General features: G+C 36.9%; 14 protein-coding genes. 8 read left to right on the plus strand and 6 right to left on the minus strand.

Going from position 1 to position 11647, the window contains the following annotated elements:
• Window positions 1-86 precede the first annotated feature (86 nt).
• Complete coding sequence (locus MKX31_RS26445; RefSeq protein WP_000545212.1) at window positions 87-1412, minus strand: ArsB/NhaD family transporter; 1326 nt, start codon at window positions 1410-1412, stop codon at window positions 87-89.
• Window positions 1413-1701: 289 nt separating this feature from the next.
• On the opposite strand from MKX31_RS26445, the gene kapD reads away from it, so the two are divergent.
• Window positions 1702-2325 (plus strand): 3'-5' exonuclease KapD, encoded by a 624-nt coding sequence (gene kapD / locus MKX31_RS26450; RefSeq protein WP_064476315.1) that lies wholly within the window; start codon window positions 1702-1704, stop codon window positions 2323-2325.
• Between the two features lie 42 nt (window positions 2326-2367).
• On the opposite strand, the gene MKX31_RS26455 is transcribed toward kapD, so the two are convergent.
• The gene (locus MKX31_RS26455; protein WP_001209345.1) at window positions 2368-2751 is read right to left on the minus strand and encodes a kinase-associated lipoprotein B; all 384 of its coding nucleotides are present in this window, start codon (window positions 2749-2751) and stop codon (window positions 2368-2370) included.
• A 165-nt stretch (window positions 2752-2916) separates the two neighbouring features.
• On the opposite strand from MKX31_RS26455, the gene MKX31_RS26460 reads away from it, so the two are divergent.
• Entirely contained in the window at window positions 2917-3093 is a 177-nt protein-coding gene (locus tag MKX31_RS26460) for a hypothetical protein (protein WP_000982763.1), read from the plus strand.
• Window positions 3094-3161: 68 nt separating this feature from the next.
• Window positions 3162-3701, plus strand: coding sequence for a superoxide dismutase [Cu-Zn] (sodC, locus tag MKX31_RS26465; protein ID WP_064476316.1), 540 nt, complete (start codon window positions 3162-3164; stop codon window positions 3699-3701).
• A 95-nt stretch (window positions 3702-3796) separates the two neighbouring features.
• On the opposite strand, the gene MKX31_RS26470 is transcribed toward sodC, so the two are convergent.
• The gene (locus MKX31_RS26470) at window positions 3797-4951 is read right to left on the minus strand and encodes a MalY/PatB family protein (protein WP_001175862.1); all 1155 of its coding nucleotides are present in this window, start codon (window positions 4949-4951) and stop codon (window positions 3797-3799) included.
• 117 nt (window positions 4952-5068) lie between these two features.
• Here MKX31_RS26470 and MKX31_RS26475 point away from each other — a divergent pair, with 117 nt between their 5' ends.
• Window positions 5069-5320 (plus strand): YugE family protein, encoded by a 252-nt coding sequence (locus MKX31_RS26475; protein WP_000537644.1) that lies wholly within the window; start codon window positions 5069-5071, stop codon window positions 5318-5320.
• A 29-nt stretch (window positions 5321-5349) separates the two neighbouring features.
• On the opposite strand, the gene MKX31_RS26480 is transcribed toward MKX31_RS26475, so the two are convergent.
• Together MKX31_RS26480 and MKX31_RS26485 are read right to left on the minus strand one after the other, a co-directional pair.
• Window positions 5350-6189, minus strand: a complete 840-nt coding sequence (locus MKX31_RS26480; RefSeq protein WP_001015206.1) for an alpha/beta fold hydrolase — start codon at window positions 6187-6189, stop codon at window positions 5350-5352.
• 109 nt (window positions 6190-6298) lie between these two features.
• The gene (locus tag MKX31_RS26485; RefSeq protein WP_098101649.1) at window positions 6299-7279 is read right to left on the minus strand and encodes a 2-hydroxyacid dehydrogenase; all 981 of its coding nucleotides are present in this window, start codon (window positions 7277-7279) and stop codon (window positions 6299-6301) included.
• A gap of 130 nt (window positions 7280-7409) precedes the next feature.
• Between MKX31_RS26485 and MKX31_RS26490 the strand changes: the two genes are divergently transcribed.
• The 3 genes from MKX31_RS26490 to yugI all read left to right on the plus strand — a co-directional run bounded on the left by MKX31_RS26490 (window position 7410) and on the right by yugI (window position 9691).
• A complete protein-coding gene (locus tag MKX31_RS26490) occupies window positions 7410-7907 on the plus strand; it encodes an Lrp/AsnC family transcriptional regulator (RefSeq protein ID WP_000255701.1) in 498 nt (165 codons plus the stop codon).
• A complete protein-coding gene (locus MKX31_RS26495) occupies window positions 7904-9094 on the plus strand; it encodes an aminotransferase (protein WP_340981702.1) in 1191 nt (396 codons plus the stop codon). Before MKX31_RS26490 ends, MKX31_RS26495 begins: the two co-directional genes overlap by 4 nt.
• Before the next feature lie 252 nt (window positions 9095-9346).
• On the plus strand, window positions 9347-9691 hold the full coding sequence (gene yugI, locus MKX31_RS26500; protein WP_000003765.1) for a S1 domain-containing post-transcriptional regulator GSP13: 345 nt from the start codon (window positions 9347-9349) through the stop codon (window positions 9689-9691).
• Window positions 9692-9803: 112 nt separating this feature from the next.
• Here yugI and MKX31_RS26505 read toward each other — a convergent pair whose 3' ends face one another.
• A complete protein-coding gene (locus MKX31_RS26505) occupies window positions 9804-10037 on the minus strand; it encodes a DUF378 domain-containing protein (RefSeq protein WP_000105788.1) in 234 nt (77 codons plus the stop codon).
• A gap of 275 nt (window positions 10038-10312) precedes the next feature.
• Between MKX31_RS26505 and MKX31_RS26510 the strand changes: the two genes are divergently transcribed.
• Window positions 10313-11647, plus strand: a 1335-nt coding sequence (locus MKX31_RS26510; protein WP_340981703.1) for a glucose-6-phosphate isomerase, incomplete at its 3' end; no start/stop codon positions are given.

Raw genomic sequence — 11647 nt, forward strand, 5'->3', positions numbered from 1 at the left:
GATATTTTGGAACAGCTCTTTGTTGGTTAATCGATATTTCGTTGACTAAGAAAAAAGGGCTGCCACATAGGACAGCCCTTTTTTTACTACATAAGGTAGCGTAAATAAATATAAATATGAGAAATGATTAATGAAACGATCATAATTGGGAAGCCGACTTTAAGGAATTCCATGTAGCTAAATTTATGGCCCTCACGACTTGCGATACCTGCAACAATTACGTTAGCAGAAGCTCCAATTAATGTTCCGTTTCCACCTAGACAAGCACCTAATGCTAATGCCCACCATAATACGTCGATTTGTGCGTCAGAAGGTGATAAACCTAGCCCAACTGCCATATCGTTAATAAGTGGGATCATTGTTGCAACGAATGGAATGTTATCAATTGTTGCAGAGGCGATACCAGATACCCATAAAATAAGGATAGATGCGTAAGAAACATCTCCGCCTGTTATTCCAATTACTTTTTGAGCTAACATTTTGATAAGGCCGATATCAATAAGTCCTCCAACAAGTACGAATAGTCCTGCGAAGAAGAAGATTGTTACCCACTCTACACTTGCGAATACCTCTTCAATTTCATGTTCTTTCACACCGATTAGCATAAGTACAGTAGCACCAGTTAAAGCGATGATAGCCGCATCAACATGGAAGATCGAATGAGTCATGAAACCTACGATTGTAAGCCCAAGTACTGTTAAAGATTTTTTCATTAATACTGGATCTTTAATGTATTGTTTTTCATCTAAACTCATTAATTTTTTAATTTGTACAGGATCAGCAATTAATTGTTTACGGTACATGAAGTAAAGTATTGTCGCTGTAACAGCAATAATAATGATTACGATAGGTGCTAAGTTGAATAAGAAAGCATTGAAATCTAAATGCTTATTTGCAGAACCAATCATAATATTTGGCGGATCACCAATTAATGTTGCTGTTCCTCCAATGTTTGAAAAAATAATTTCAGAAAGTAAATAAGGAACAGGATTTACTTGCAGTATGCGCGTAATAGATAAAGTAACTGGAACAACAAGAAGTACAGTTGTAACGTTATCTAAAAATGCGGAACCAAGCGCAGTAAGTAAGGAAAGTGAAATTAAAATTTTAATTGGATTTCCTTGCGCCCCTTTTGCTGCTTTAATGGCAACGTATTGGAAGACACCCGATTTACTCGTAATGTTCACCAGAATCATCATACCGATGAGTAGCGTAATCGTCCCCCATTCAATATGTTTCGTAAAGGCGTTGTGTAAATCAACGACCCCCATAATTACCATGAGTGCTGCACCAAGAAGTGCGATGACAGCGCGATTAATTTTTTCTGAAATAATAATGGCATATGTAATTAAAAAGACTGCGATAGCAAAATAATACTGCCAGTTTGCGAGCTCTTGCGTTGTTTCGTGCAAAACTCTCATCTCCTTTCATTCACTTTTCTTAGTGTGTCAAAAATGTTCCCAAAGAAACACACATAAAGTCATTATAAAGTAGAAAAATGGAGGATGTAAATGAGAGGGGGTATTTTGTCATATTTTCTGCATCGGTCATTTTTTCTTATTTTTAAAAATATTTGTGGGCATTTGACATATATATAAGATACATCCAATCTGAATATTTAAAATGGAATTAGCATTCGAGCTTGTTCGTGTAGGAGTGTCAAATAGAAAGGAATGACAAAGATGATAAGGAAGGGATCGTATGGATGAACAACGATTTTTATTTTTGGATTTTGAGTTTACGATGCCCCAGCACAGAAAAAAACCAAAAGGATTTTTCCCGGAAATCATTGAGGTAGGACTCGTTTCGGTTGTTGGCTGTAAGGTAGAAGACACGTATTCAGCTCATGTTAGGCCGAAAACTTTTCCTTCTTTAACGGATCGATGTAAGAAATTTTTAGGAATTAAACAAGAAGTCGTAGATAAAGGAATTTCGTTTCCAGAACTCGTTGAAAAACTTGCAGAATATGAAAGGAGATGTAAACCAACCATTGTTACGTGGGGAAATATGGATATGAAAGTGTTGAAGCATAATTGTGAAATGGCAAGAGTAGACTTTCCGTTCTTAGGACAGTGTCGTGATTTATCAATTGAGTATAAGAAGTTTTTTGGGGAGAGAAATCAAACTGGATTGTGGAAAGCAATTGAGGCATATGGAAAAGCAGGGACGGGTAAGCATCATTGTGCGCTAGATGATGCGATGACGACGTATAATATTTTTAAATTAGTAGAAAAAGATAAAGAGTATTTAGTGAAACCAGCACCTCCAACATTGGGAGAACTCGTTGATTTTTCAAAAGTGTTAAAGAAAGTGAGTACACAGTAACGACCAAATTGCACAGTATGTAATTTGGTCGTTTTGTTTTTTTTAAAGTTTGTAATCTTTTTTTAATTGCTCTAATGTTTCTAGACTACGAACCGCAAAAGGTGAATCATCTTCAGAAAATGAATTCATTTGAGTTTCTAATGCTAATTTGAGTGACTCTGTATACTCTGGAATTTCTCCTTCATATTTCTTCACCATTTGCTCTGGAATGTTCGTCTGTTCCCGGAAAGCTAAAGCACGTCTTTCATGGAAAAATGGTACGTCAGCTTGTTTTACGTTATGTAAGTCACCTTGCACCGGATGTTTTAAAACAGCTAACACTTTTACGACGTAACTGCCAGGACGGCTATTTGTAACTTCGCCGATGTATTTGCCAGTTTTATAAATACCAGTAACGATTTCACCAATTTCAAATGTTTCTCTCATATTTTTCACCTCAAGTTTATAGTAAGGAAAGTGTGCGAAGGAGTCAAAGAAATCATTCGCTTTTGGAACGCCCCTTGAGAATATGAACTGGTTCAACTATAATTTAAAGGTATATAACAGAAAATTCTGATGTTTTTTTGAATCCAATAATAAGGAGTGTTCGTTATGATGCCTTTATATTTTCCGGAAGATAAAACAGAATATATTATTCCAGGGATTGTTTGCGTTCTATTTATCATTGGTGCCGTTGCTACGTGGCGTATGTTCATTCGTGTATCAAAACGCGAAGCGGAGCGATTACAGAAAGTTGAAGAAAAACTTTTAGCGGAAAAGAAACAGTAACTCATTTTTGTATGTTTCCCTATATGCTCGGACAATCTAAGGGCAGAATATATTTTGGAGGGAATAGAATGAAAAAACGGCTTTTTTTCAGTTGTTGTTTATTATTTCTGATGGCAGGTTGTGACCAAGGAAAGCCGAAAGAAATTGACGTGAAATTACATAATGCTTCAGGCGATGAAGTGGGGACTGCGAAAGTAAAGCAACAAACAAGCGGAGTGAAAATTACGATTAAAGGGGAAGGTTTTGCACCAGGCCCGCACGGCATACATGTACACGAAATTGGTGAGTGTAAAGCACCACGTTTTGAATCATCTGGCAATCATTTTAATCCTGATAATAAAAAACATGGACTTCTTAATCCGAAGGGTGCAGAAAACGGTGATTTACCGAACGTAATTGCAGACGGTTCTGGAAAGATCAAGGCAGAAATCGATGCGCCGCACATAACGCTTGAAGAAGGAAAAACAACGATTCATAGAAAAGATGGAGCGTCTATTATTATTACAGAAAACGCTGATGATGGTATGACACAACCAACAGGTAAATCAGGTGATCGAATTGCTTGTGGTGTCATTGTAAAAAAAGCATCGGATATGAAGAAAAAGTAAAAGCTACCGTGCATGGTAGCTTTTTTTGTGAAACGTAATTGAAAAGATATTGATAAAGGAGGTTGTCCCAAAACGATTGGAGGTCGCCTCCTTTCTTATTCTGAAAACGTATGGCGCAACCTATTTAAGATTTCTTCTAAAACAGATCTTGGACAGCCGATGTTAATTCGAATATGTTCTTCTCCGCCTAATCCGTATTTCTCACCAGGTTCAACGATGATTTTCCCTTTTTCCTCAAGCGATGTGGTGCGTTCGTTTTGAGAAAGCTGTAGGCGAGAGCAATCAATCCATAATAAAAAGCTACCTTCTGGTTTTGTTACAGAAAGAGCGGGTATGTGATTTTTAATATATTCACAAGCGAATTGAGCGTTATCTTCTATATATAATCGAATTTCATTTAGCCAATCATTACATTCTGTATAGGCACTTTGCATCGCTGTATAGGCAAATGTATTTAATCCGTGGAAACCTTGTCTATATTGGATAGATGTAAAGGTTTGACGGAGTTTTTCGTTTGGAATGATAATAATCGATGCTTGTAATCCGGCGATATTAAATGTTTTACTCGGAGCCATACAAGTAATCGTGCGTGCTGCTAATTCTTCAGATAAAGAAGCAAATGGTGTATGAGTACGATCTCCGTAAATAATATCGGCATGAATTTCATCTGCGACAACGATTACATTATATGTTGTACACAATGCGCCAAGTTGTGTGAGTTCATCTTTTGACCAAACACGCCCGATTGGATTGTGAGGACTACAAAGAAGCATGAGTTTGACGCCTTGTTGAAATTGCTTTTCTAAATGCTCGAAGTCTATCGCATATGTATCATTTTGTTTCTGTAATGGACTCACGCATAATTGTCTATTGTTTGTTGTAACCATTTCGAAAAATGGGGGATAAATAGGTGGTTGTACGAGAACGGATTCATTTTCCTTTGTGAAGGCCTGTATGCTCGTACTAAGAGCTGGAACGATCCCTGCGCTAAAGACAATCCAATCTTTTTGAATATCCCAGTTGTACTGTTTTTTTGTCCAGTTACAAATAGTATCTCCAATATTTTCGGGAGGAAGTGTATAGCCGAAAATAGGATGCTCGATACGTTTCTTTAAAGCAGTTTGAATTGGTTGTGGTACTTCAAAATCCATATCAGCTATCCAAGCGTGGATAAGTTCTTCGTTTTTATACGTATCCCATTTTGTACTATGAGTTCCACGTCGATTGACTGTTTTATGAAATAGTTGCATAAGTTTGCCCCCTTCTTCTGTAAAACCGTTAAGTTATGAAAGTTCTCTCTCTTCTTATAGAATAGCTGATGTGATAGGATAAAGAAAAGCATTAAAAAGTGAAAAGGCGGGAAGCGAATGGGTACATATGAAAAGATGATAGAGGTTGTGAAGAATTGGGATCCGTTTCAAATGGGACCGGAGTTTTATGAAACAGAAGCGAGCGATGTTGTGAACGTCGTAAGTGTGTTCGACGATTCAAAATACATCGCAAAAAAGATTCAACATATATACTTTATGTCTTTTGAGGAAGTACCTGCGCTTGAAAAATGTGAGAAGTTAGCTGTGGAATTACTTGTAATAAAAGAAGGCGGAAGTTGTTCATTGTAGGCTGTCGGAATTTCCGACAGCCTTTTGCATTATTGCGCGGAAAACGCAATGATTTCTTCATAAACATGTTCAGGCTTTTCTTCAGGTAGTAAATGTCCTGTGTTTTCGTAAGAAATAAATTTCGAATTTGGTAAATCTTTGTGTAGCCGATGACCTACATGTACAGGGACGACACGATCTTTTTCACCCCAAATGAGTAGTGTAGGTGTTTCGATCTTTTGTAATTCAGTTGAAGATAAGTCACCTTCACGGTCTCTTATCATACGAGTTAAAGCAGGGAATATACGGTTGTCATAAAAAGGAGCGGAGTAACCTTCCTTCATTTCATCGTCAATTAATGAGTGATCATGAACGACATTCATTAAGTTATGAACAATCCCGCGCCGTATAATCCAGTTCTTTACGTATAAATGAAAGAACGGTAAGTAAGAAGAGTACAGTAAAGGTAAGGTTGCGCGTGCTAAATAGCTAGAGCTACATAGTAAAATCGTCTTTGAGATTAATTCAGGGCGTATACGGTTTACATAGAGAGAAATTTGTCCACCCATAGAATGCCCAACTAACACAATATTTGAGAGAGATAAATGTTCAATTAAATCGATGATAACCGTTGCTAAATTATGATAAGAATACTTAAAGAGATGAGACTTATCACTTTTTCCGAATGGTGGTAAATCAAGAGCTAGTACTGTTCCTGCTTTCGATAATAAAGGAATGAGGCGGCGGTAACTGAATGAGGAAGATAAAAAGCCATGAACGAGTACGAAAGTAGGACGTTCCGTTTTGTTGTCATGTTCATACAATTCGTAATGAATAGTAGTGCCGCGAGTGGAAAAAGTGAAATAAGGACAAGTATATTCGTGATTCATTTTTTGTCACTCCATTGATTTTTGTTCATATCATTTCCAAGGAAGAAAAAAATATGTTAACAAAAAAAGGCAAGATGACGATGTCATCTTGCCTTTCGCTTATTTATTATTACCCACGAACAATATTAGGCGGTGTTTTTCCTTGTAATCCTGCAACTAAATTTTCAGCGGCTGTCATAGCCATTTGCTGCCTAGTCTTTAATGTTGCAGATCCGATGTGCGGTAAAGTCACAACATTTTGTAATGATAAGAGGGGATTATCTTTTTGAATTGGCTCTTGTGTAAAAGTATCGATGCCTGCTGCAAAGATTTTCTTTTCGGTTAACGCATGGATTAACGCTTCTTCATCTACTGTTTTCCCGCGAGAAGCATTAATAAAGATTGCTGTTTCTTTCATTAATGAAAATTCTTTTTCTCCGATAAGGTGATACGTTTCATCTGTTAATGGAGTAAGAAGAATAATAAAGTCAGACTGTTTGAGTAGCGTCTGTAAATCACAATATGTAGCATCAAATTTTTGTTCAGCTTCTTCTTTACGGCGACGGTTATAATAAAGAACATCCATATCAAATCCGAATTTCGCTCGTTTTGCAACGGCTTCTCCAATTCGCCCCATACCGATAATACCGATTGTACTATGGTGTACATCCAGCCCGAAGTGCTCTTTTCCAATTTCGGCGTTCCATTCACCATTTTTCACGTAGGAGTCGAGTTCACAGACGCGGCGACCAGCAGATAACATAAGAGCGAAAACAAGGTCAGCTACTGTATCATCTAATACATATGGTGTATTCGTTCCGATTACATTTCGCTTTTCCATCGCTTGTAAATCAAAATTATCGTAACCGACAGAAATGTTGCTTACTACTTTTAAGTTAGGAGCTACATTTAATAATTCTTCATTAATAGCAGATCCAAAATTTAATAATCCATCTTTATTTTGTATTTTCTCCAATAGGACATCACGAGGCACCTTCTCATTTTGCTCCCATTTTTCATAATCACAGTGTTCTAATAAATAGTTTTCTACAAATGTTGGAACTGGTTCAGCAATATAAACTTTTGGTTTCACGGTTCCATCCCCTTTCACTTTATCCTACGTTTTTTCACTGATTAAAGTTTCACTTTATTTTGACATAATTCACTAAAAAAATCTTCTTTTCAAACTGGAAAGGGTATTTGTATAATTTAGACACAACCGAAAAGGAAGGATGATTTATATGGTGACAGAAAAAGAATTAGAATTATTAGCTTGTCTTGAAAAAAGTAGTCGATTATCTGTAGATACATTAGCGAAGCTGTTAAATATAGAAGTAGAAGAAGTAAAGAAGATGGTTGAAAAATTAGAAGCGGAAAAGATTATTGTGGATTATGTAACACATATCGATTGGACGAAGGTAAAAGAACATACAGGTTTAACGGCGATGATCGATGTGAAAGTTACGCCAAAGCGCGGCGTTGGGTTCGATGCGGTTGCTGAACAAATTTATCGTTATTCAGAAGTGAAATCTGTGTATTTAATGTCAGGGACATACGATCTTTCTATTACATTAGAAGGAAAGACAATGGGAGAAGTAGCGATGTTTGTTTCTGAGAAATTAGCAACAATTGAATCTGTCGTTTCTACAACAACGCATTTCATTTTGAAAAAGTATAAACATGAGGGAATTATTTACGAAAAAAACGATGATGATAAGCGCATTGTGGTGACACCATGAAGCAATTTGAACTATCTAGAACGGCAGAATCTTTACAACCATCTGGTATTCGAAAGTTTTTCGATTTAGCAGCAAATATGAAAGGTGTTATTTCTCTTGGAGTAGGAGAGCCTGACTTTGTTACACCTTGGAATGTAAGGCAAGCATGCATCCGTTCTTTAGAACAAGGATATACGTCATATACAGCAAATGCAGGATTATTGGAACTTCGCCAAGAAATAGCAAAGTATCTAAAAAAACAATTTGCAGTATCCTATGATCCGAACGATGAAATCATTGTTACAGTTGGAGCGAGTCAGGCGTTAGATGTAGCGATGCGTGCCATTATAAATCCTGATGATGAAGTACTCATTATTGAACCAAGTTTCGTTTCTTATGCACCGCTTGTGACATTAGCTGGAGGAGTTCCGGTTCCTGTGGCAACGACTTTAGAAAACGAGTTTAAAGTACAACCAGAACAAATTGAAGCAGCTATTACAGCGAAAACAAAGGTAATTTTGCTTTGTTCACCAAATAACCCAACAGGTGCAATGTTAAATAAATCCGAGCTTGAAGAAATAGCAGTGATTGTTGAGAAGTACAATTTAATCGTATTATCTGATGAAATTTATGCAGAGCTTGTATACGACGAAGTATATACAAGTTTCGCGAGTATTAAAAATATGCGCGAGCATACAATTTTAATTTCCGGATTTTCAAAAGGGTTTGCGATGACAGGATGGCGCCTCGGTATGATTGCAGCTCCTGTTCAATTTTCGGAATTAATGCTCAAAATTCATCAATATTCCATGATGTGTGCACCGACAATGTCTCAGTTCGCAGCACTTGAAGCGTTACGCGCGGGGAATGATGAAGTAATTCGGATGAGAGATAGTTATAAGAAACGCCGTAATTTTATGACGACATCGTTTAATGAAATGGGTTTAATGTGTCATGTGCCGGGCGGAGCATTTTATGTCTTTCCTTCTATTTCTTCAACTGGACTATCTTCGGCAGAATTTGCAGAACAGTTATTATTAGAAGAAAAGGTGGCTGTTGTACCTGGAAGTGTATTTGGCGAAAGTGGTGAAGGATTTATTCGTTGTTCGTATGCAACATCGCTTGAACAACTTATGGAAGCAATGAAGAGAATGGAACGGTTTATAGAAAATAAAAAAAGGACAAAACATAATACGTTTTGTCCATAAAAGGGGGGGAATACTAGAAAGCCATGTGTTAGTATTCTATCCCAATATTAGAAAATTATACGTACTCTAGGAAATTTTTCGTTAATTTTGAATGAGTTCTGTCATAGTGGTATAATTTACTAATATAAGGTATGCGTATCCTGAGTAGCTTTACTTAGGGTACGTACTAACTAATCGGATATTTAACAATAAATCATCTGCTTTGCTATCTACAATTGTAGAGAAAATGGTAAACGTATGGGAGTGTTTCATATGTCAGAACAATATACAACTGGAGTGGTTGTAACAGGGAAAGTGACTGGGATTCAAGATTACGGAGCATTTGTAGCGTTAGATGCAGAAACACAAGGGCTTGTGCATATATCTGAAATTACAAATGGATATGTAAAGGATATTCATGACTTTTTAAAAGTCGGCGATACAGTAGAAGTAAAAGTACTTTCAATTGATGAAGAACACAGAAAAATGAGTTTATCGTTAAAAGCGGCGAAAAGAAAACAAGGACGGATTCTTATACCGAATCCATCTGAGAATGGATTTAATACGCTGCGAGAAAAGCTAACGGAATGGATTGAAGAATCCGAGTTAACAAAGTAAAAGAGGAGCGCATATGAGCGTTCCTCTTTTACTTTGTTTTATGATATATATTTGCAAATATGATTGCATGCAATCATATTCGTATGTCGGAGGTGAAATAAAGACATACTGACTAGCGAATTTCGTTCGTTTCTGGGTGAGTGCCAAGATTTTCTGATGGTTTAAAGAGTAAACCAAGATTGATAAGCCCAGAAATACCGACGATACCGTAAATAATGCGTGCGAGAGCTGAGTTTTGTCCACCGAAAATGGCAGCCACTAAGTCAAACTGGAAGAACCCGATCAGTCCCCAGTTAACAGCACCAATTACAGTAAAGACTAATGCGATACGTTGCAGAGTACTCATGAAAAAGCCCCCCCTTAATTGTGAAGCATGAGCAAGCGATGAGTTAATTAACTCCTTTATAGAATGGCGTAGTTATGTTGTTTTTATACATAAAAAATATAAGAAAAAGGATGTATATACATCTATACCGAAAAATGCGAATTTTTATGCAAAAAATGAACTTTTTCTAAAAAATATATTTTGGTTACGGTTACAATTGTTGAATCGCTTGATTTACAACTTCAGTTTCGCTAAAGTGAATACAGAAATACATATACATTATTGGAGGGAAAAAGATGAGTACACATGTAACGTTCGACTATTCTAAAGCGTTATCCTTCATCGGTGAACACGAAATAACTTATTTACGTGATGCAGTGAAAGTAACACATCATGCAATCCACGAAAAAACTGGAGCTGGGAACGATTTCCTTGGGTGGGTAGACCTTCCGCTTCAATATGACAAAGAAGAATTCGCTCGCATTCAAAAATGCGCAGAAAAAATTAAAAATGACTCTGACATTTTACTTGTTGTAGGTATCGGTGGTTCTTACCTAGGAGCACGTGCAGCAATCGAAATGTTAAACCATTCTTTCTACAACACGCTATCTAAAGAACAACGTAAAACTCCACAAGTGCTATTTGTTGGACAAAACATTAGCTCCACTTACATGAAAGATTTAATGGACGTATTAGAAGGTAAAGACTTCTCTATTAACGTTATTTCCAAATCAGGTACAACAACAGAGCCGGCACTAGCATTCCGTATTTTCCGTAAGTTATTAGAAGAAAAGTATGGAAAAGAAGAAGCTCGCAAACGTATTTATGCAACGACGGATAAAGCACGTGGTGCATTAAAAACATTAGCTGATAACGAAGGTTACGAAACATTCGTTATTCCAGATGATGTTGGAGGCCGTTTCTCTGTATTAACGCCAGTTGGTTTATTACCAATCGCAGTAAGTGGCTTAAATATTGAAGAGATGATGAAAGGTGCAGCTGCTGGTCATGGTGACTTCGGTACATCAGAACTAGAAGAAAACCCAGCTTACCAATACGCAGTAGTTCGTAACGCTTTATACAATAAAGGAAAAACAATTGAAATGCTTGTTAACTATGAGCCAGCACTTCAATACTTCTCTGAGTGGTGGAAACAGTTATTTGGTGAAAGTGAAGGAAAAGATCAAAAAGGCATTTTCCCATCTTCAGCAAACTTCTCAACTGACTTACACTCATTAGGTCAATACGTTCAAGAAGGTCGTCGTGACTTATTTGAAACAGTTCTGAAAGTAGGTAAATCTACACATGAACTAACAATTGAATCAGAAGAAAACGATTTAGATGGATTAAACTACCTTGCTGGTGAAACTGTAGACTTCGTAAACACGAAAGCATACGAAGGTACATTACTTGCACATAGCGATGGTGGCGTACCAAACTTAATCGTAAATATCCCTGAATTAAATGAGTACACATTCGGTTACCTTGTATACTTCTTCGAAAAGGCATGTGCGATGAGCGGCTACTTATTAGGCGTAAATCCATTCGACCAACCAGGAGTAGAAGCATACAAGAAAAACATGTTTGCTTTACTTGGTAAACCAGGATTTGAAGAGTTAAAAGCAGAATTA

This window comes from Bacillus sp. FSL M8-0063, from assembly GCF_038005545.1.
Classification (GTDB): domain Bacteria; phylum Bacillota; class Bacilli; order Bacillales; family Bacillaceae_G; genus Bacillus_A; species Bacillus_A wiedmannii.